This is a genomic window from Mesorhizobium australicum WSM2073 (assembly GCF_000230995.2).
Lineage (GTDB): Bacteria > Pseudomonadota > Alphaproteobacteria > Rhizobiales > Rhizobiaceae > Mesorhizobium > Mesorhizobium australicum.
This window is the reverse complement of the sequence record NC_019973.1, coordinates 5,625,056-5,645,662: the sequence shown is the minus strand read 5'-3', so window position 1 is coordinate 5,645,662 and position 20,607 is coordinate 5,625,056. Positions and strand designations below refer to the sequence as shown.

The 20,607-nt window shown below is 61.5% G+C and carries 19 protein-coding genes; 18 read left to right on the top strand and 1 reads right to left on the bottom strand.

Going from position 1 to position 20,607, the window contains the following annotated elements; all coding sequences use genetic code 11:
• Positions 1 to 375 precede the first annotated feature (375 nt).
• The 13 genes from glmS to MESAU_RS27135 all read left to right on the top strand — a co-directional run bounded on the left by glmS (position 376) and on the right by MESAU_RS27135 (position 14,292).
• Positions 376 to 2,199 carry a glutamine--fructose-6-phosphate transaminase (isomerizing) gene (glmS, locus tag MESAU_RS27195; RefSeq protein ID WP_013533273.1) on the top strand — a complete coding sequence of 608 codons (1,824 nt, stop codon included), beginning with the start codon at positions 376 to 378 and terminating at the stop codon, positions 2,197 to 2,199.
• Between the two features lie 200 nt (positions 2,200 to 2,399).
• Positions 2,400 to 4,430 carry a conjugal transfer protein TraG gene (locus tag MESAU_RS27190; protein ID WP_013533272.1) on the top strand — a complete coding sequence of 677 codons (2,031 nt, stop codon included), beginning with the start codon at positions 2,400 to 2,402 and terminating at the stop codon, positions 4,428 to 4,430.
• Between the two features lie 115 nt (positions 4,431 to 4,545).
• Complete coding sequence (locus tag MESAU_RS27185) at positions 4,546 to 4,959, top strand: CopG family transcriptional regulator (protein ID WP_013533271.1); 414 nt, start codon at positions 4,546 to 4,548, stop codon at positions 4,957 to 4,959.
• Entirely contained in the window at positions 4,956 to 5,924 is a 969-nt protein-coding gene (gene trbB, locus MESAU_RS27180) for a P-type conjugative transfer ATPase TrbB (RefSeq protein ID WP_013533270.1), read from the top strand. Before MESAU_RS27185 ends, trbB begins: the two co-directional genes overlap by 4 nt.
• Before the next feature lie 11 nt (positions 5,925 to 5,935).
• Positions 5,936 to 6,244 carry a TrbC/VirB2 family type IV secretion system protein gene (locus MESAU_RS27175; RefSeq protein ID WP_013533269.1) on the top strand — a complete coding sequence of 103 codons (309 nt, stop codon included), beginning with the start codon at positions 5,936 to 5,938 and terminating at the stop codon, positions 6,242 to 6,244.
• Positions 6,244 to 6,516 (top strand): VirB3 family type IV secretion system protein, encoded by a 273-nt coding sequence (locus MESAU_RS27170; RefSeq protein ID WP_013533268.1) that lies wholly within the window; start codon positions 6,244 to 6,246, stop codon positions 6,514 to 6,516. Before MESAU_RS27175 ends, MESAU_RS27170 begins: the two co-directional genes overlap by 1 nt.
• A complete protein-coding gene (gene trbE / locus MESAU_RS27165; RefSeq protein ID WP_013533267.1) occupies positions 6,510 to 8,951 on the top strand; it encodes a conjugal transfer protein TrbE in 2,442 nt (813 codons plus the stop codon). The genes MESAU_RS27170 and trbE overlap by 7 nt, the downstream gene beginning before the upstream one ends.
• 5 nt (positions 8,952 to 8,956) lie before the next feature.
• The gene (gene trbJ, locus MESAU_RS27160; protein ID WP_013533266.1) at positions 8,957 to 9,682 is read left to right on the top strand and encodes a P-type conjugative transfer protein TrbJ; all 726 of its coding nucleotides are present in this window, start codon (positions 8,957 to 8,959) and stop codon (positions 9,680 to 9,682) included.
• A gap of 28 nt (positions 9,683 to 9,710) precedes the next feature.
• A complete protein-coding gene (gene trbL, locus MESAU_RS27155; protein WP_013533265.1) occupies positions 9,711 to 11,033 on the top strand; it encodes a P-type conjugative transfer protein TrbL in 1,323 nt (440 codons plus the stop codon).
• A complete protein-coding gene (gene trbF / locus MESAU_RS27150; RefSeq protein WP_013533264.1) occupies positions 11,034 to 11,765 on the top strand; it encodes a conjugal transfer protein TrbF in 732 nt (243 codons plus the stop codon).
• On the top strand, positions 11,755 to 12,783 hold the full coding sequence (gene trbG / locus MESAU_RS27145) for a P-type conjugative transfer protein TrbG (RefSeq protein ID WP_013533263.1): 1,029 nt from the start codon (positions 11,755 to 11,757) through the stop codon (positions 12,781 to 12,783). The genes trbF and trbG overlap by 11 nt, the downstream gene beginning before the upstream one ends.
• 13 nt (positions 12,784 to 12,796) lie before the next feature.
• Positions 12,797 to 14,017 carry a TraB/TrbI/VirB10 family type IV secretion system protein gene (locus MESAU_RS27140; protein WP_013533262.1) on the top strand — a complete coding sequence of 407 codons (1,221 nt, stop codon included), beginning with the start codon at positions 12,797 to 12,799 and terminating at the stop codon, positions 14,015 to 14,017.
• 2 nt (positions 14,018 to 14,019) lie between these two features.
• Entirely contained in the window at positions 14,020 to 14,292 is a 273-nt protein-coding gene (locus MESAU_RS27135) for a DUF2274 domain-containing protein (protein WP_013533261.1), read from the top strand.
• A gap of 132 nt (positions 14,293 to 14,424) precedes the next feature.
• On the opposite strand, the gene hemN is transcribed toward MESAU_RS27135, so the two are convergent.
• Entirely contained in the window at positions 14,425 to 15,771 is a 1,347-nt protein-coding gene (hemN, locus tag MESAU_RS27130; RefSeq protein WP_013533260.1) for an oxygen-independent coproporphyrinogen III oxidase, read from the bottom strand.
• Between the two features lie 155 nt (positions 15,772 to 15,926).
• Here hemN and MESAU_RS27125 point away from each other — a divergent pair, with 155 nt between their 5' ends.
• The 5 genes from MESAU_RS27125 to ccoP all read left to right on the top strand — a co-directional run bounded on the left by MESAU_RS27125 (position 15,927) and on the right by ccoP (position 20,496).
• Positions 15,927 to 16,676, top strand: coding sequence for a Crp/Fnr family transcriptional regulator (locus MESAU_RS27125; protein WP_013533259.1), 750 nt, complete (start codon positions 15,927 to 15,929; stop codon positions 16,674 to 16,676).
• A gap of 443 nt (positions 16,677 to 17,119) precedes the next feature.
• Positions 17,120 to 18,748, top strand: a complete 1,629-nt coding sequence (gene ccoN / locus MESAU_RS27120; RefSeq protein ID WP_013533258.1) for a cytochrome-c oxidase, cbb3-type subunit I — start codon at positions 17,120 to 17,122, stop codon at positions 18,746 to 18,748.
• The gene (gene ccoO, locus MESAU_RS27115; protein WP_013533257.1) at positions 18,739 to 19,470 is read left to right on the top strand and encodes a cytochrome-c oxidase, cbb3-type subunit II; all 732 of its coding nucleotides are present in this window, start codon (positions 18,739 to 18,741) and stop codon (positions 19,468 to 19,470) included. The genes ccoN and ccoO overlap by 10 nt, the downstream gene beginning before the upstream one ends.
• Before the next feature lie 10 nt (positions 19,471 to 19,480).
• On the top strand, positions 19,481 to 19,630 hold the full coding sequence (locus MESAU_RS27110) for a CcoQ/FixQ family Cbb3-type cytochrome c oxidase assembly chaperone (RefSeq protein ID WP_013533256.1): 150 nt from the start codon (positions 19,481 to 19,483) through the stop codon (positions 19,628 to 19,630).
• 2 nt (positions 19,631 to 19,632) lie between these two features.
• Positions 19,633 to 20,496: a cytochrome-c oxidase, cbb3-type subunit III gene (ccoP, locus tag MESAU_RS27105; protein ID WP_013533255.1), complete on the top strand. Its 864-nt coding sequence runs from the start codon at positions 19,633 to 19,635 to the stop codon at positions 20,494 to 20,496.
• The last annotated feature ends 111 nt before the right edge of the window (positions 20,497 to 20,607 follow it).

Below are 20,607 nucleotides of genomic sequence, written 5' to 3'. Positions count from 1 at the left end.
CACTCCGCCACTAAGTCGGCCACCGGACGATCCTCTCCGCGACACGCGGCGGTGCCCAAGAGGGACAGCTTGCAGGGACAATCTGCGCGGCCGCGCAAGTTGAAAAAGCACTGAACAAAGCCGCAAATCGCGGCAATTGGTAGCGAATTTGACGGCTTTCTCATTCTCTGAGACGGGTGAAGGTCAGGAGACCTGGATAGCCGAAATCAACGGTCCGTCTCGCCGATGTCAAACACGAACTCGCCTATCCGCTGGCTGGATGGCAGCTATCCCAAAAATCGATTTACCTGTTTTGCCGAATTCTACTAGGGAGGCTGAGCGCTTGGCCGTGCCCTTGGGCCGACTGAGGCTATCGGGAAGAATTCGGAGACGATCATGTGCGGGATTGTTGGCATCGTTGGGCATCAGCCGGTGTCGGAGCGGTTGGTCGACGCGTTGAAGCGGCTCGAATATCGCGGCTATGACTCAGCCGGCCTTGCCACCCTTTGCGAGGGCTCGTTGCACTCCCGGCGCGCGAAGGGCAAGCTTGTCAATCTCGAGAAAAGATTGAAGGAAGAGCCGCTGAGTGGCATCGTCGGCATCGCACATACACGTTGGGCGACCCATGGCGCACCCACCGAGCGCAACGCCCACCCGCACATTGCCGAGGGTGTGGCCGTGGTTCACAACGGCATCATCGAGAATTTCGCCGAATTGAAGGATGAACTGGCGGCGGCGGGCGCCGAGTTCCAGACCGATACCGACACCGAGGTTGTCGTACATCTCTTGGCACGATACCGCCGTGAGGGCATGGGGAGGGGTGAGGCAATGCATGCCATGCTGAAGCGCGTCAGGGGTGCGTACGCGCTTGCTGTTCTCTTTGAGGATGATCCGTCCACCATCATGGCGGCGCGCAATGGACCCCCATTGGCGATCGGTCATGGCGACGGCGAGATGTTCCTGGGCTCCGACGCGATCGCGCTTGCTCCCTTCACAAATGCGGTCACGTATCTCGTCGACGGCGACTGGGCCGTTATCGGCAAGACAGGAGTCGATATCTTCAATTTCGATGGCCATCCCGTCGAGCGTCCGCGCCAGACTTCCCTTGCCGGGGCATATCTGGCCGATAAGGGCAAGTATCGCCATTTCATGGAGAAGGAAATTCATGAGCAGCCCGAGGTTGTCGCCCGTGCGCTCGGTTATCACACCAGCTTCGAAGGGAATCGCGCCGACACGACGTCTTGCATGGATTTCGCCGGCATCCCGAGCCTGGCGATCTCGGCTTGCGGCACCGCCTATCTGGCTGGACTTATCGCAAAATACTGGTTCGAGCGCTATGCGCGCCTGCCGGTCGAAATCGACGTCGCGTCCGAATTCCGCTACCGGGAGATCCCGTTGCCGCCGCAGTCGGCGGCTCTTTTCATTTCGCAGTCCGGTGAAACCGCGGACACGCTCGCATCCCTGAGATACTGCAAGGCGCGTGGGCTGAAGACCGGCGCTGTCGTCAACAGCCGGGAATCGAGCATTGCGCGGGAGGCCGACGCCGTCTTCCCGATCTTCGCCGGCCCGGAGATCGGCGTTGCCTCCACCAAGGCGTTCACCTGCCAGCTTGTGGCTCTAGCCACACTCGCCATTGGCGCTGCCAGGGCCCGTGGAACGGCAACGCAAGATGAGGCAAAGGCGCTCGTCACGAGTCTTGCCGAAATGCCGGGCGTCATGGGCCGGGTCCTGAACAGCATCAAGCCAGATGTCGAGCTCCTATCGCGCGAACTGTCAAAATGTCATGACGTCCTGTATATCGGCCGCGGCACCAGTTTCCCACTGGCAATGGAAGGTGCGCTGAAGCTCAAGGAGATATCCTACATCCATGCCGAGGGATATGCGGCTGGTGAATTGAAGCATGGTCCGCTCGCACTGGTCGACGAAAACATGCCAGTGATCGTCATCGCGCCACATGATCGCTTTTTCGACAAGACCGTCTCGAACATGCAGGAAGCGGCCGCCAGAGGCGGTCGGATTATCCTCATCACGGATGAGAAAGGGGCCGCTGCTTCGAAACTCGACACGATGCACACGATCGTGCTGCCGGTAGTCGACGAAATTATCGCGCCAATGATCTTTGCGCTGCCGATACAGCTTCTTGCGTATCACACGGCGGTCTTGATGGGCAAAGATGTCGACCAGCCGCGCAATCTCGCAAAATCGGTTACCGTCGAATGATGGTCACGGCCCTTCGATAGAAATGCACTTCGGCTGAACGAGCAGTCGGACGTTATCGTCGAGGCCTTAATAGCTCCGGCTAATCCTTGTGACGAGCCCGGCGCTGCTCCTCGTCGCACCTGGTCGTGCGTAGTGTGCATTTCAGTTCACATCGCGGCGCGCGATGCTTGCCCCGGTGTTCGAAACAGCGGAGCAAGCCAATGACGCCCACGAAGTTGCTGATTGGGCAGATCGTCGTCGTATTCGCAATCGTCATGCTCGGCGTGTGGACGGCCACGCAGTGGTGCGCGCACATGCTGGGCCATCAGCCGCCACTCGGCGCGCCGTGGTTTGTTGCGGCTGGCTGGCCGATCTACAAGCCGTGGAAACTGTTTGAATGGTGGTACCATTTTGACGCCTATGCGCCCGAGGTCTTCGATAAGGCCGGTGCGCTCGCCGGCGCGAGTGGGTTCGTGGGCTGTGCCGCCGCCATCGGCGGTTCGCTGTGGCGCGCGCGACAGCTCGGATCGGTGACGACCTATGGCTCGTCAAGGTGGGCAACGACTCAGGAGATCGTGACGGCAGGGCTGTTTCGGCCGGCCGGGGTTTTCCTAGGCAAGCTGAAGGATCGCTATCTGCGACATGACGGGCCCGAGCACGTCATGGCCTTTGCCCCAACACGTTCAGGCAAGGGCGTCGGACTGGTTGTTCCAACTCTTCTGTCCTGGACCGGTTCGGCGGTCATTCATGATATCAAAGGCGAGAATTGGCAGTTGACCTCCGGCTGGCGGTCGAAATTCTCCTATTGCCTTCTATTCAATCCGACGGATCCTAGGTCGGCGCGCTATAACCCGCTGCTTGAGGTACGAAAGGGTCCACAAGAGGTCCGCGATGTTCAGAACATCGCCGACATCCTGGTAGATCCGGAAGGCGCGCTGGACCGCCGGAATCACTGGGAAAAGACAAGTCATTCCCTCCTCGTCGGCGCCGTTTTGCACGTGCTCTATGCCGAAGAGGAAAAGACGCTTGCCCGCGTGGCCACTTTCCTGTCGGACCCGCAACGTTCCTTTTCCGCGACGCTGCAGCGGATGATGACCACCAACCACCTGGGCACGCCCGACAAGCCTGAGGTCCATCCGGTCGTGGCCTCGGCGGCACGTGAGCTGCTGAACAAATCGGAAAACGAGCGTTCGGGTGTTTTGTCGACCGCCATGTCATTTCTCGGGCTCTATCGCGACCCGACGGTCGCGGCGGCAACATCGACCTGCGACTGGCGCATTGTCGATCTCATGGATGCCGAGCGACCGATATCGCTCTACCTGGTCGTGCCGCCGTCGGACATCTCGCGCACCAAGCCCTTGGTGCGCCTGATCCTGAACCAGATCGGCAGACGCCTGACCGAGCGCCTTGAGGGCGATCCAAGCAGGAGTCGCAAACATCGACTCCTCATGATGCTCGACGAATTCCCGGCGCTCGGGCGGTTAGATTTCTTCGAGACCGCGCTCGCCTTCATGGCCGGCTATGGCATTCGCGCATACCTGATCGCGCAATCATTGAACCAGATATCCAAGGCCTATGGCGAGAACAGTGCCATTCTCGACAACTGCCACGTGCGTATTGCCTTTTCCTCCAATGACGAACGCACCGCCAAGCGCATTTCGGATGCGCTCGGCACCGCAACGGAGCTTAGATCGATGCGCAACTATGCCGGCCACCGGCTGGCGCCCTGGCTGTCGCACGTCATGGTCAGCCGGCAGGAAACGGCCCGACCGCTGCTCACTCCTGGCGAGGTGATGCAGCTGCCCCAAACCGACGAGCTGGTGCTGATTTCAGGGCTGCCGCCGTTGCGCGCCCAGAAGCTGCGCTATTATGAGGACTGGAATTTTACCGAACGCGTGCTACCTTCCCCGGTGCTGCGGGACAGCCCTTACGCGGACCGTCCGGCTTCGCGCACGGATGACTGGACTGGACGGGTGCGCGGCGTTGACGGTCGTCTGGCTGCGGGCGACGAAATTGCCGACGCGGCGATCGGGGACGAGGGCGGCGTCCAGCAGCAGCGCCATCCAGCTCTAGCGGAAGATCAAGTCGTGCTTTCTCCAGAAGCTGAGCAGGACGATCTCTTCAAGTCTGTTGACGATGATAGCGAGCCGGTCGCCGACAAACGTGTCATGGATCGGATTTCGACGGCGGCCCGCGCCTACGGCATCAATGAGGGAAGGGGCGACGACAAGGACATCGTGCCCGGCTTCTGAACGCTGCTTCCTGACGGCGTACCTCAGCGTAGATAAGGGCGATAAGCGTTTTTGGGCATCTGGCGGATGCTTGTTCCCGTGCCGGCGGGCAGCGCTGGCAGTTGGAACAAGCCACATGAAGCCCCGCCGCATTCGTCACCAATTTCTGCTTGAGTTCGAGTTAAGCGAGAAGCTGGACAAACTCAGTCGTGATCCTTCGACCACCAAATCGGCGATCGTCGCCAAGGCAGTAGAAGCCTTCATCGAGCGGCGTGGCGAGAACGAGCTCGACCAACGATACGGGGTAAGGCTCGACCGTCTTTCTCGCGACCTCGCTCATGTCAGGCGCGACGCCGAGATGACGATGGAGAGCCTGGCGCTCTTCATCCGCTTCTCGATCACGCTTCACGCCCACACGCCGGCCCCGGACAGGGTAACGCAGGCCATCGGCCAGGAGCGCTTCGACAAATTTGTCGAGCAGGTCGGCCGGCAGATCGCTTCCGGGAAGCGGTCGCTTGACAAAGGCAATGGCGGGGGAGGGGAAGGGTGAACTCTCATCCGGAAGCCGACCATCGCCGCCGTGCGATGCTGCGCACCGCCATGGGTCCGGCGATCACCAAAGCGCTTTCAGACCCATCGATCATCGAGGTGATGGTCAATCCCGACGGAGCACTGCGGATCGATCGGCTCGGAGAGGGCCTGGTCGACACAGGCGTACACATCCATCCTACCGAGGCGGAGCGCATTGTCCGCCTCGTCGCTTCCCACGTGCGCGCCGAAGCGCATGCGGATAATCCGATCGTCAGCGCCGAACTGCCCTCGGGCGAGCGGTTCGAAGGCCTGCTGCCACCTGTGGTGTTGGCGCCATGCTTTGCTATTCGCAAGCCCGCCGCAAAGCTCTACAGCCTGGCCGATTATGTCGCCGACGGGGTCATGCTGCCGCTGCAGGCTGACGCGTTGAAGAAAGCCGTCCGCGAGCAGCGCAACATCCTGGTCGCGGGCGGCACCTCATCGGGCAAGACAACCCTTGCCAATGCGCTGCTAGCCGTGGTCGCCGACTGCCACGAGCGGGTGATCCTGATCGAGGATACGCGCGAACTTCAATGTGCAGCAAAAGACTGCGTTGCGCTGAGGACCAGGCGTGGTTCTGTCACGCTCGCCGATCTCGTGCGTTCGACACTGCGCCTCAGACCCGATCGCATCATCGTCGGCGAGATCAGAGGCGCGGAAGCGCTCGACATGCTGAAGGCATGGAACACTGGTCACCCAGGCGGCATCGCCACCGTTCACGCGAACTCGGCGCGGTCCGCCCTCTACCGCATCGAGCAGCTCGCACAGGAAGCCGTGGTCACCGTTCCCCGCCGGCTCATCGCCGAGGCGATAGACCTGATCGTCTTCATCGCCGGCCGCGGATCCTCGCGCCGCATCGAGACGATCGCCGAGGTCACTGGCCTCGACGGCAGTGGCGACTACGCCGTCACCCAGCTCACGCTTCCGCAACTCCAGCAACTCTGAAAGGTCACTTCATGCGCAAGAAGCCTCGCTTTCTCTGGGCCACCACGCTCGCGTTTCTTCTCACGTTTCCGGCATACGCCGCCGGCTCCGGAATGCCCTGGGAGCAGCCGCTGCAGCAGATCTTGGAATCAGTGCAGGGGCCGGTCGCCAAGATCATCGCGGTCATCATCATCATCAGCACCGGCCTGACACTCGCCTTCGGGGACACGGCAGGTGGGTTCCGTCGGCTCATCCAGATTGTCTTCGGCCTGTCGATCGCCTTTGCCGCATCGAGCTTCTTCCTCTCCTTCTTCTCCTTTGGCGGCGGGGCACTCGTCTGATGTTCGCCAGAGAGCACCATATCGAGGGCTTTGAGGTTCCGGTTCACCGGGCACTGACCGAACCAATCTTGCTCGGCGGCGCGCCGCGAGCGGTGGCCATCCTCAGTGGCACCGTCGCCGCGGCCGTCGGGCTGGGGTTGCAGCAGTGGATTGCCGGATTGGTGCTGTGGACCTGCGCGCACACCGTGGCTGTCTTCGCGGCCCGCCGCGACCCCGATTTCGCCAGCGTGCTCGTCCGCCATCTTCGCCTGAAGGGGTGGCTCGCATGCTGAATCTCTCCGAATATCGGGGCAAGGCCGACCGACTTGCCGATCATCTGCCTTGGGCCGCACTGGTGGCACCGGGCATCGTGCTCAACAAGGACGGAAGTTTCCAGCGCTCATTTGGATTTCGCGGGCCTGATCTCGAGAGTGCAACAGAAGCCGAACTCATCGGCATCTGCGCGCGGGCCAACAATGCGCTCAGACGGCTCGGCTCCGGCTGGGCATTGTTCTTCGAAGCCGAGCGCATCGAGGCGCTGGGCTACCCAAGCTCGCGTTTCCCCGACGCTGCGTCATGGTTGGTCGATGAAGAACGGCGCGCGGCCTTTCAAGGCAAGGTCGCGCACTACGAGAGCCGCTATCACCTGACGCTGACATTCATGCCGCCGCCGGACAGCCAGGCGCGGGCGCAAAGCGCTCTGGTCGACTCGCATCATTCCGGAGGCGAGAGAGAGTGGCGCCAGGAACTCACGCGGTTCCGGGACGAGACCGGTCGCGTGCTGGATCTCCTGTCAGGCTTCATGCCCGAAATACGCGCACTCGATGATGCCGAGACGCTGACTTACCTCCACGGCACGATCTCCACCCGCCGCCATCCAGTCGCCGCGCCGGAAACGCCGATCTATCTCGACGGCATCCTGGTCGATGCGCCGCTTACCGGCGGCTTGGAGCCGATGCTTGGCAACCACCATCTGCGCACGCTCACAATCCTCGGTTTTCCGAATGTCACACGGCCCGGAATTCTCGACGCGCTCAACCATCAGGATTTCCCCTACCGCTGGATGACGCGCTTCATTCCGCTGGACAAGACCGAGGCCACCAGGACGCTGACGCGGTTGCGGCGGCAGTGGTTTGCCAAGCGCAAATCGATCGTGGCCATCCTGCGCGAGGTGGTGACCAGCGAACCCGTCCCGCTCGTCGACACCGATGCCGAAAACAAGGCGCTCGATGCCGACGCCGCACTCCAGGCGTTAGGCGGCGATCATGTCGGGTTCGGCTATCTGACGACGACGGTGACGGTTTGGGACGAGGACCATCAAGCCGCTGCGGGGAAACTCCGCGCGGTCGAGCGCGTCGTCAATGGCCTCGGCTTCGCCACGATCCGTGAAGGCGTGAATGCGGTCGAGGCCTGGCTCGGCTCGTTGCCCGGCCATGTCTATGCCAATGTCCGTCAGCCGCTCGTTCACACATTGAACCTCGCCCACTTGATGCCGCTTTCCTCGGTGTGGGCCGGCCCGGCGGCGAACGAGCATCTCGCCAAAGTTACACAGGCAGAGGCCCCGCCGCTTCTGTTCGCCTCAACCAGCGGGTCGACACCGTTCCGGCTTTCCACCCACGTCGACGATGTCGGCCACATGCTGATCGTCGGACCGACCGGCGCCGGCAAATCGGTTCTCGTTGCCCTCTTCGCTCTGCAGTTCCGACGCTATGCCGGCGCGCAGGTCTATGTCTTCGACAAAGGCAATTCAGCCCGGGCCGCAATTCTTGCCATGGGTGGCGAGCATCACGCGCTGCGCGCGCACGGTGCGCTTGCCTTCCAGCCGCTGCGCAAGATTGACGATCCGGCGATCCGCAGCTGGGCAGCCGAATGGATCGCCGGGCTGATCGCCCATGAGAACGTCACCGTCACCCCGGAGGCGAAAGAGGCAATCTGGTCGGCACTCACCAGTCTTGCAACGGCGCCGGCGCAGGAACGCACACTCACCGGCCTGTCGGTCTTGCTTCAGTCCAACGCGCTGAAGTCCGCTTTGATGCCCTACACGCTCGACGGGCCCTTCGGCCGGTTGCTGGACGCGGATGACGATCGGCTGGCCTTGTCGGATGTGCAGTGCTTCGAGACCGAAGAGCTGATGCACAGCCAAGGCGCTGTGCTGCCGGTGCTCACCTATCTTTTCCATCGCCTCGAGGCGCGGTTCGATGGACGACCGACATTGCTCATGCTCGACGAGGCCTGGCTCTATCTCGACAATCCGCTCTTTGCGGGGCGTATACGCGAATGGCTGAAGGTGCTGCGCAAGAAGAACGTCTCGGTCATTTTCGCCACGCAGTCACTGGCCGACGTCGCTGGCTCTGCAATCGCACCGGCCATCATCGAGAGCTGCCCACAGCGCATCTTTCTTCCCAATGACCGTGCCGTGGAACCACAGGCACGGGAAGCCTACGAGCGTTTCGGCCTGAACGAGCGGCAGATCGAGCTTGTCGCGCGCGCCACGCCGAAGCGGCAATATTATCTGCAATCGCGCCGCGGCAACCGGCTGTTTCAGCTGGGCTTGGGCCCAATCGCGCTTGCGCTATGCGGCGCCTCCGATCCGGCCAGCCAGACCCAGATCGACAGGATCCTGTCGGAACACGGACAGGACGGCTTTGCCTTTCATTTCGTGAATGCCCGCGGGCTCTATTGGGCCGCCGAGCTTCTCCGCCAATTCCCTCAACCAGACATGGAGTAATCGTCATGATGCGGCGCCGTTTCCTTTCCGGCCTGATCACCCTTTCCCTGATGGCCAAACCGATGGCCGACTATGTCCAGCCAGCCTACGCGCTCATTGTCTTCGATCCCTCGAACTACACCCAGAATGTGCTGACGGCGGCACGCTCACTGGAGCAGATCAATAACCAGATACAGTCGCTCCAGAACCAGGCGACCATGCTACAAAACATGGCGCGCAACCTTCAGAGGCTGGATTTTTCTTCGGTGGGCCAGCTCACCGGTTCGCTGCAGCGGATCGACGGGCTCATGGACCAGGCGAGTGGTCTGAGTTTTGATCTGGGCAAGCTGCAGGACCAGTGGCGCAATCAATATCCCGAAAGCTACGACGCCACGATCAAGGTCAGCGATGTGGCAAGCGCAGCACGCGAGCGCTGGCAGAGCGCCATGCAGGCGTTCCGGCAGACGATGGGTGTCCAGTCGCAAATCCTCGACAACGTCCGCGGCGATCGCGACCTGCTTGCTGATCTCGTCAACCGCAGCCAGGGTGCTGCCGGTGCGCTTGAGGCAAGCCAGGCCACCAACCAACTGATCGCGCTCTCAACCAAGCAGCAGATGCAGATCCAGACGCTGCTCGCGACGCAGTTTCGCGCTGAGGCCGAGGATGCGGCTCGCAAAGCGCAGTCCGAAGAAGCCGCGCGCCAGACGACAAAGCGTTTCCTCGGCACCGGCACGGCCTATCCCGGCAACTGATCACCATTTCTGGCACGAGGAAGGCGCAATGAACGACCTCGGGGTCATCGATCGCTTCATGGAGACTTTCATCCGCTATATTGACAGCGGGTTTGGTCTGCTGTCGGGCGATGTCGCCTTCCTCACCACGACCCTGATCGGCATCGACATCACGTTAGCCGGGCTCGCTTGGGCATTCGCCGGCGAGCCCAACATTCTCGGCCGCTTCATCCGCAAGGTGCTCTATGTCGGCGTCTTCGCTTTCATCCTGAACAATTTCAAGAATCTCGCCGACATTATATACCGCTCCTTCGCAGGGCTGGGCATCAGCGCTTCGGCCGCCAATCTGTCGTCCGACAGTCTCCTGCGGCCCGGACGTATTGCTGCCACAGGCTTCGAGGGCGCGTGGCCGCTGCTGGATCAGGCGAGCCAGCTTCTTGGCTTTCCCGAAATCTTCGGCAACGCGCTCACCATTTTCGTGCTGCTCGTGGCCTGGTTCCTGGTCATCATTGCCTTCTTCATTCTTTCCATCCAGCTCTTCATCACCATTCTGGAGTTCAAGCTCACCACTCTCGCCGGCTTCGTTCTGGTGCCCTTCGCAGTCTGGAGCAGGTCGGCGTTCCTGGCCGAGCGCGTGCTCGGCAACGTGATCTCGTCGGGCATCAAGGTGATGGTGCTTGCGGTCATTGTCGGTGTCGGGTCCACGCTGTTCGGCGAGTTCGCTTCGGCGCTGCAAGGCAAGGAGCCGGATTTGGCCGCCGCCATGTCACAGGTGTTGGGCGCGCTGGCGCTGCTTGGGCTAGGTATTTTCGGGCCTGGAATAGCGTCCGGTCTCGTCTCGGGTGCCCCGCAGCTTGGTGCGGGCGCTGCACTGGGTACGGCCGCGGCCGCCGCCGGTGCGTCACTCATTGCGGGAGGCGCTGCGATCGCTGGGGTGCGCATGGCAGCTGATGGCGGGCTTGCCGCAATTCGCGCCGGCACCACGATCGGTTCGGCAGCTTCCTCTGCCTGGCAACTAGGACGCGCAACCTCGCCTGACTCCGGCCTGTCCGGTGTGGCTGCCGGGATGCAGGGCGTGGCAGGTGCTGCCAGCGGCGCCGCTGTGCGAGCGGCACGATCTGCCGCGGAAACCGTCGGGCGCAGCGCTGATGCCGGGCGCCAGGCCGCATGGACCGCGACCGGCGGGTCTCCCATCGCCTCGATGACCGAAACTCCTTCGGGTCCGACCACCGATGCTGCCCCTAGCTGGGCCAGGCGCCTGCGTTCCCAGCAGTCTGCGCGAGCCCACCGCCACGCCACCATGCAGGCCGTGCGCGATGGTGACAGACCGGGCGGTAGCGCCAATCCCTCTCTCAACGACAAGGACGACTAGATGCTGTTCAAGCGATCCGTTCAACGCTACGGCAAGACACCCGAGCCCATCACACCGTACCAGAAGGCGGGCCAGCTTTGGGATGAGCGCATCGGCTCATCGCGGGTGCAGGCCCGCAACTGGCGGCTGATGGCTCTTGGCTGCCTGGCATTGGCGACCGGGCTCTCCGGCGGGTTCGTTTGGCAGTCAATGCAGAGCCGGGTGGTGCCCTACGTCGTCGAGGTCGACCGCTTCGGCGAGGCGCGCGCCGTAGCCTCGGCAATCCGGGACTACGAGCCGACGGACGCCCAGATCGCCTGGCATCTTGGCCGTTTCATTCAGAATATCCGTTCCGTTTCCACCGATCCGGTGTTGGTGCGGCAGAACTGGTTGGCCGCCTATGACTTTGCCAGTGACCGCGCCGCGCTCTTCCTCAACGAATATGCCAAGGCGAACGATCCTTTCGGTCAGATCGGAACGCGAAGCGTGTCCGTCCAGGTGACCAGCGTGGTGCGGGCTTCCGGCAGCTCGTTCCAGGTCAAATGGACCGAGCAGGTCTTTGAGCGCGGCAGCCTTGCCAGCACGACCCGCTGGACGGCGATCCTCACCATCATGATCCGCCCGCCCAACAATACAGACCAACTGCGCAAGAATCCGCTCGGCCTCTTCATCAACGCCATCGATTGGTCGCGCGAGCTCGACAGTGCCGCGCCGACCTCCGTTTCCCCCAAGGAGCCCGCCAATGACAAATAAAGCCCCATCGCTCCGTGCCGCGCTGATCCTGTCGGCCTCGGCAGCGGTGCTATCCGCCTGCGCATCCAAGCCGGTGCCGCCGCCCGAGATTGCCTATGACGCTGCCGACTTCAAAGCAGCGTCGATCGAGAAGCCGCCAGAGAAACCGGTTAAAATCGTCGAGGTGCCAAAGCCGCTACCGCTTCCCGGCCAGTTGCAGCCTGACCCGGTCAAGTTCGCCGAAGACAAGCGCTCTCCTGAAGAACGCGTTGCCGATGCCAATAGGGCCGCAACTCGGCAGCCAACCAGGTATGGCTATGTCAACGCGGTCCAGGTCTATCCCTTCACCGATGGCGCGCTTTATCAGCTCTTTGCCGCGCCGGAGCGCGTCACCGATATCGCTCTGCAGCCGGGCGAGAAACTGACGGCGGTGTCCGCCGGGGACACGGTCCGCTGGGTCATCGGCGACACCGTCAGTGGCACCGGTGACGGTCAGCGCACCCATGTTTTGGTGAAGCCGTTCGCGCCCGAGCTTACCACAAATCTGGTGATCACCACGGATCGACGCACCTATCACTTGCAGCTCCAAAGCACGGACAAGACCGCAATGGCGGCCATCTCTTGGACTTACAGCGAAGACCAGATCCTTGCGCTCTCCCGGCGAAACGTTCAGGCCGACGCTGCAACGCCGGTCGCATCGAATGTTGCGCTCGAAAATATCCGCTTCCGCTATTCAATCGCCGGCGACACTCCGCCCTGGAGGCCGACACGGGCCTTTGACGACGGCAGCAAAGTCTATATCGAATTCCCCCGGCGCATCGATCAGGGCGAGGCGCCACCGCTCTTCATCGTCGGTGCCGACGGCGGCAATCAGCTGGTCAACTACCGCATGCGTGGCAACTACTACATCGTCGATCGCCTGTTCGCCGCGGCCGAACTGCGCCTCGGGGCCAAGCCGCAGCAGGTCGTTCGCATCTCAAGGATTGACGGCGGGCAATTGCCGCGTCGGATGCCACTCTTTGCCGGTTTCGGCAGGTGAGGGGAAAAGGCTCATGACCGATACCTCCCACTCCAATGCGCCGCCTAAACTCGATCCCGACCAGCTGCAGCTGCGCGCCTCACCCCGCGGTGCTGTGCGCTTCAGGCGGGGGGTGATTGTCGCGATCTCTGCCGCCGGATGTGGTGCCATTCTGGGCGTCATGATCATTGCGCTTCAGGGACCGGCATTGCGATTCAAAGAGCATGCGGAAGACCTCTACCATCCTGACCACAAGCCCACCGCCGAGGGGCTCGACAGCCTGCCCAGGGACTATTCCGGCGTCAAGCCGAAGGCACCGGTGCTCGGACCGCCGCTACCCGGTGATCTCGGCCGCCCCATCCTCGAGCGGCAGCGCCAACTCGGAATTGCGCCGGGACAGGAGGTCTCCGCCGAGGATCAACGCCTTGCCCAGCAGGCAATCGAAGCGCGCGAGTCTCAAGTGTTGTTCCGGATCGATAATCGACCCAGATCGACAGATCTCGCTGACGGCGGGGAGAGTGTACAGCAGCGGCCTGAAGCGCCGCAATCCGGAGCGACAGCCGGGTCGGCTTCCGTTGCGCCAGCCGAGGGCGATCAAAACAACCAACAGCGCAAGCTGGATTTTGTCAGTCAGCGGAGCACAAGCGGAATCTACAATCCCCATGCGCTGCAGACGTCTGCTTCGCCCTACCAACTGATGGCTGGCAGCGTAATCGCGGCAAGCCTCATTACCGGGATCAATTCCGACCTACCCGGCCTTGTCGTCGCGCAGGTCACAGAGAATGTGCAAGACACAGTCACTGGCAGCATCTTGCTCATTCCACAAGGTTCCCGGCTGATCGGCACCTATGACAGCGTGGTGGCGTTTGGGCAAAAGCGCGCATTGCTGGTCTGGCAGCGAATAATCCTGCCGGACGGGTCCTCGATCGAAATCGATAATCTGCCGGCGACAGACACCGCCGGATATGCGGGGCTTGAGGACAAGGTGGATTTCCACACCTGGCAGCTGATCAAGGGGGTTGCGCTTGCGACCACGCTTGGCGTGGGTACCGAATTGAGCCTTGGAGACAATGAAAGCGATCTGGTCAAGGCGATCCGCGAATCCGCCCAGCAGAACGTCAGTCGAGCCGGCCAGCGCATAACTGAGAAAAATCTCAACGTTCAGCCCACCATAACGATCCGACCAGGCTGGCCACTGCGCGTCATCGTGCACAAGGATCTCCTGCTGCGACCATACAAAATTGAACGGGAGTGATTATGGCCAACTTGAAACTTGGCAAGCTTCCAGACCGAACGCCTTTGAAGATTACCATCACCGTCAGCGCGGAGTTGAGCCAAGAACTCAAGGCCTATGCTGCGCTCTATCGTCAGACCTACGGCGAGTCTGAAACAGTCGCGGAACTCATCCCGTTCATGCTGGCGGGATTTCTGGACGGCGACCGAGCGTTTGCCAAGGCCAGAAAAGAAGGTCTGGCGACGGCCAGCATCTCAGACGAATCGCGGTCTTTGAAAGCCTCAGATTCCGAATGACCGAAGCAGAGAGTCAGTCAAGTGCAATTGTGGCGCACCGTGCGTGTCAGACAAGGGTGTGCGCGGGCAACATCGTCTGGCAAATAGGTCACCGATGATGGACCCTGCGCGGACCGCGACGCACTCGCTGGCTCAAACTCCCACGGAGTGCCTGGCCTTTCCCGTTTTGAGATATTTGTCGAACTTCGCAGCGACGCATCTGACAAAGGGACGACTTTCCAGCGGTACGACGAAACGATCGCCGTCGAGTTCAAGTCGGACCGACTTGTCGAGGGCCACGGTACTCGACCGAAGAAGGAGCTTCTGGCCGGCTTTGCCGAAGCGTTCCACCAAATCGACTGCCGAGAAGCCGAAATCGCACATCAGGCGCTCGATGACCCAGCCGCGGGCGCGGTCGTCGTTCGAGAAGGCAATCCCGCGGACCGAAGCCAGCCCACCGTCATCCACCATGCGGCCATACTCGGCGGTCGAAGGCATGTTCTGTACATAGCCTTGCCGGAATTGGCTGATGGATGACGGCCCGAGACCGATCAAGGTTTCGCAGCGATCCTCGGTATAGCCCTGAAAGTTGCGACGTAAAGTCCCCGCTCGCGCGGCAAGCGCCAGCGCATCGTCCGGTTTGGCGAAATGGTCGAGGCCGATTGGTTCGTATCCTTGGTCGAGTATGGCGCGTGCTGCCAGTTGCGATTGGGCAAGCCGCTCCTCCGGGCCTGGCAACCACGCCTGGTCGATCATGGTCTGATGTTTCTTGAACCATGGCACATGGGCATATCCAAAAAGGGCGATCCGGTCGGGCTCAAGCGTCAGCGCCTGCCTGACAGTGGACAAGACGATCTCCCTCGTCTGGTGCGGCAAGCCGTAGAGCAGGTCGAGGTTGACCGATTCGACGCCGCGCGATCGAACGCCGTCGACAACCGTTTTGGTCTGCAAGAAGGTCTGCTCGCGATTGATCGCCCTCTGTACCTTCTGATCGAGATCCTGGACCCCGAGGCTGGCCCTCGTCATGCCGATTTCGGCAAGTGCGTCGAGGCGGGCTTCGTCCATGTCGTTGGGTTCGATTTCGACGCTGATCCTGGTGCCGGGAAGAAATGAGAAGCTGTGGCGCAATGCGGTCCCGAGCGCCACCATGTCGTCGGGCCTGAGCATTGTCGGCGAACCGCCGCCCAAATGGACGGCACGCACCCGGCCCTTGCCTCCGGCGAGACCTGAAACGGTGGCGATCTCCGCATGCAATGATCCCAGATATCTGGTCACCGGTTCATAGTGGCGTGTCTGCTTGGTGTGGCAGGCACAGAACCAGCAAAGCCTGTCGCAGAAAGGGATGTGCACGTAGAGCGATATCTCATCGTCCTCGCTGAGCGCCTCCAGCCAGCCACGATAATCCGCAGCATCGACGCCCACGTGGAAATGCGGTGCGGTCGGATAGCTGGTATAGCGAGGGACGTTTTCGACAATCCGAGCAGCTACTTTCGACTGCATCTCGTAGTCACCATGTTTGCACCGCTGGAACTCTTGACTGGTTGGCCGGCCAATGCCCTGATTTCGATCAAGTGCAGCTCGGACAAACTGCCGCAAGGATTTTTCTACCCTGGATTGCTACCCTGTCGGTGCTTGGAAGAGGGTACAGCGAACGCATGACATTACGGCAGGACATTCACAGTTCCGGCATTCCCGTTCTTTGCCGCTCTTGCGAGGGAAGGCGTCGCGGTATTTGCGGCGCGCTCGATCCAGACCGTTTGGCTGCGCTTGCCAGGAGTTCATCGCGGCACAAGATCGAGCCAGGAGTCGAACTGGTCGGAGACTGCGAGGCCGTCAACAGCTATTCGAATGTGCTTTCAGGCGTGGTCAAGCTGACGAAGAGCCTTTCGGACGGGCGCCAGCAGATCGTAGGGCTCCAGTTTGCACCGGATTTTCTGGGGCGACCCTTCAAGGTCGAAAGCGAGATCAGTGCGGAAGCGGCAACCGTTGTCACGCTGTGTTCGTTCCCCAAGGCAGCCCTCGAACGGATGGTGAAGGAATCACCGGAACTCGAGCATCGCCTGCTCAAGCAGGCGCTGGACGAACTTGACGCAGCACGCGAATGGATGGTGACGCTCGGGCGCAAGACCGCATCGGAAAAGGTGGCGAGTTTTCTCGTCATGCTCGCCCTGAACATCGATACCAGTGTTGATTCGGCCGCCATATCGGCGTCCTTCGATCTGCCACTGACTCGTGCCGACATCTCTGATTTCCTTGGCCTGACGAATGAGACGGTGAGCCGCCAGCTGACTCGACTGCGAGCTGAAGGCGTGATCCGGATCGAGAACAAGCGCCATGTGAGGGTGGAGAGCGTCGGCCGGCTGGAGCAGCGTTGCGGCGGCCGAAGGCCGCGGCAGTTTGGATAAGCCCAGGCGGCGGGCGCTGCGCCGCCAACTCCGATCCGCGGCAGGACATGCTGCGTTCGAACACAATGTATTGCTGTAGCCTCGAGCGTCGCGGTAGCGTAGACCCAAGAGCATCCGCGACCCTTGTCGGATAGCGAGGCAGCCGGCAAGAGTTCCGGAAAGATCGCCGGTGAAGCATTGATCCTTGAGGTCCTCGTGCCCGCAAGGCTGGCGGCGATGTCACTGCGTCTTTCCCGAGCCATTCCAGGCGACCTTAGCAGCGCTACTTCCAACGTCGCGGAGGCCGCGCTTCGACACATCCGCCCGCCCCAACGTCCGCTCTTCGCGAACTCGATTCTACCGCACAAACCTGGCACCTGACATGGATCAGGGCGGGCAGAGGGCAGCTGCGCAATTGATGCCGAGCGGATTGGCGTCCGCCCGATTCGGGATCAGGATTTGCGATGAAATTCGGCACAGCGATCGTCGTGGTGGGCTTTTTTGCCTTTGCAGCCCTGGTGGCTGCTGGCTTCGGCATTGATGGACCTTTCCGCCAGCATATGGGGGTGCTGTCTTTTGCCCTTATTGCCTTTATCGGGATCTTGTTGCGCAACTCGGAGTTCAAGCCGGCCGCTCCGATCGGCCCGTCCGCCTATATGGACGGTCCGATCCGCTACGGCGCCATCGCCACCATGTTCTGGGGCGTCGTCGGCATGCTGGTCGGCGTCGTTATCGCGCTGCAGCTGGCCTACCCCGATCTCAACGTTCAGCCTTGGTTCAATTTCGGCCGCTTGCGGCCGCTGCACACGTCCGGGGTCGTCTTCGCCTTCGGCGGCAACGCGCTGCTGTGCACGTCATTGTACGTCGTGCAACGCACTTGCCGCGCTCGCCTGTTCGGCGGCGATCTCGCCTGGTTCGTCTTCTGGGGCTACCAGCTTTTCATCGTCATGGCGGCGACTGGCTACCTGCTCGGCATCACCGAAAGCCGCGAATACGCCGAACCCGAATGGTACGTGGACATCTGGCTGACCATCGTCTGGGTCGCCTACCTCATCCTGTTCCTTGGCACGATCCTGAAGCGCAAGGAGCCGCACATCTATGTCGCCAACTGGTTTTACCTCTCCTTCATCGTGACCATCGCGATGCTGCATGTGGTCAACAACCTTTCGATGCCGGTCTCTTTGCTCGGTTCCAAGAGTTACTCCGCCTTTTCCGGCGTCCAGGACGCGCTGACGCAGTGGTGGTACGGCCACAACGCCGTCGGCTTCTTCCTCACCGCCGGCTTCCTCGGCATGATGTATTATTTCGTGCCCAAGCAGGCGAACCGGCCAGTCTATTCCTACCGGCTCTCGATCATCCATTTCTGGGCACTGATCTTCCTGTACATCTGGGCCGGGCCGCACCACCTGCATTTCACCGCTCTGCCCGACTGGGCACAGACGCTCGGCATGGTGTTCTCGATCATGCTGTGGATGCCGTCCTGGGGCGGCATGATCAACGGCTTGATGACGCTGTCCGGAGCCTGGGACAAGTTGCGCACCGACCCGATCATCCGCATGATGGTGATGGCCGTCGCCTTCTATGGCATGTCGACCTTCGAAGGCCCGGTGATGGCTATCAAGGCGGTCAACTCGCTGTCCCATTATACCGACTGGACAATTGGTCACGTGCACTCCGGTGCACTCGGCTGGGTCGGCATGATCTCGTTCGGCGCGATCTACTACATGGTACCGAAGCTCTGGAACCGTAACCGGCTCTATTCGCTGCGGCTGGTTACCTGGCACTTCTGGCTGGCGACGCTCGGCATCGTCGTCTACGCCGCCGCCATGTGGGTGTCCGGCATCACGCAGGGCCTGATGTGGCGCGAATACGACGGGCAGGGCTTCCTGGTCTACTCCTTCGCCGAGACCGTCGCTGCCATGCGCCCCTACTACGTCATGCGCGCCATAGGCGGCGCCATGTATCTCTCGGGCGCCCTGATCATGGCCTGGAACATCGCGATGACAATCCTCGGCCATCAACGCGAGGAGAGGCCGATGTCGGGTGCCCCGCCTGTCCTTCAGCCTGCCAGGGAGCCAAACCAATGGGCTTGATCGACAAACATGCCATTATCGAGAAGAACGCCACGCTTCTTCTCGTAGGCTCCCTTCTTGTCGTGACTGTCGGCGGTATCGTCGAAATCGCGCCGCTCTTCTATCTCGACAACACGATCGAGAAGGTGGAAGGCATGCGTCCGTACTCGCCGCTCGAGCTCGTCGGGCGCAACATCTATGTGCGCGAGGGCTGCTACCTCTGCCACAGCCAGATGATCAGGCCGTTCCGCGACGAGGTCGAGCGCTACGGCCACTACAGCCTGGCCGCCGAGTCGATGTACGATCACCCCTTCCAATGGGGATCGAAGCGGACGGGGCCGGATCTGGCCCGGGTCGGTGACCGCTACTCGAACGCCTGGCATGTCGCGCATCTCTCCGATCCGCGTTCCGTTGTCCCGGAATCGATCATGCCGAGCTACGCGTTCCTGAAAGACACGCCGATCGAGGTGAAGGACTTCTCGACGCATCTGGTTGCCAACAGGCGCGTCGGTGTCCCCTACAGCGATGACATGGTCGCCAACGCCAACGCCGATCTGATGGCGCAGGCTGATCCCAACGCCGACACATCAGGTCTTGAGGCCCGTTATCCCAAGGCCAAGACCGGCGACTTCGACGGCAACCCGCAACAGGTCACCGAAATGGATGCGCTCGTTGCGTATCTGCAGATGCTCGGCACGCTGGTCGATTTTAAGAACTACGACGAAGGCGCCGGTTACCGCTGAGGAGTTTTCCATGAATTACAATCTTATGCGGGAGTTTGCCGACAGCTGGGGTCTGGTTGCCATGGCGCTTTTCTTTGCGGGGGCAAGTGTCTTCGTCCTGCGTCCCGGCAGCCGTAAGTTGGCGGACGAAGCTGCCCGAATTCCGCTTCAGGACGAGTGATCATGAGCGAGGAGCACATCGATGAAGTCTCTGGGGTCTCGACCACCAGCCACGAATGGGATGGCATCCGCGAGCTGAACAACCCGCTTCCGCGTTGGTGGATCACCATCTTCTACGTCACCATCGTGTGGGCGATCGGTTACACAATCGCCTATCCGGCATGGCCACTGCTGCATTCGGCGACGACGGGTGTTCTCGGCTATTCGAGCCGCAATGACGTCAAGAACGAACTGGCGGCTGCGGAAGCAGCGAAGAGCAAATACCTCGCGGCGGTGAAGTCGAAAAGTGTCTCGGAAATCGAATCGGATGATGCCTTGCGCGAATTCGCCATCGCCGCCGGCGGCGCCGCATTCAAAGTCAACTGCATGCAGTGCCACGGCTCCGGCGCCGAAGGATCCAAGGGCTTTCCCAACCTGAACGACGACGACTGGCTGTGGGGCGGCAAGGCCGAGCAGATCCAGCAGACAATCACGCATGGGATACGCTTCGCGGCCGATCCAGACACCCGACTCTCAGAAATGCCCGACTTCGGCGACATCATCACCGCCGACGAGATCCAGCAGGTTAGCGCATATGTCGTCAGCCTCTCCGGCAAGGTCGCCGATGCAAGTCTGATCCAACCCGGTGCCAAGGTCTTTTCCGACAATTGCGTCGCCTGTCATGGTGAGAACGCGGAGGGGAACAGGGAATTTGGGGCCCCCAATCTCACCGACGCCATTTGGCTGTATGGGGCCGGCGAGGCAGCGGTCGCAGCCCAGGTCCGCGGGCCAAAGGAAGGTGTCATGCCGGCCTGGCTCGGCCGTCTCGGCGAGATCAAAGTCAAGGAGCTTGCGGTTTATGTCCATTCGCTTGGCGGCGGAGAATAGGAAGGAAGCCCTATTCTCGGCCTCCCCCTGCCAAGCGACGAGGCCCGGCGCGAGCCGGGCCTCGACACCATTTCGGCTGCGTCGCTTATCGATGCGGCACGAATACCCCTT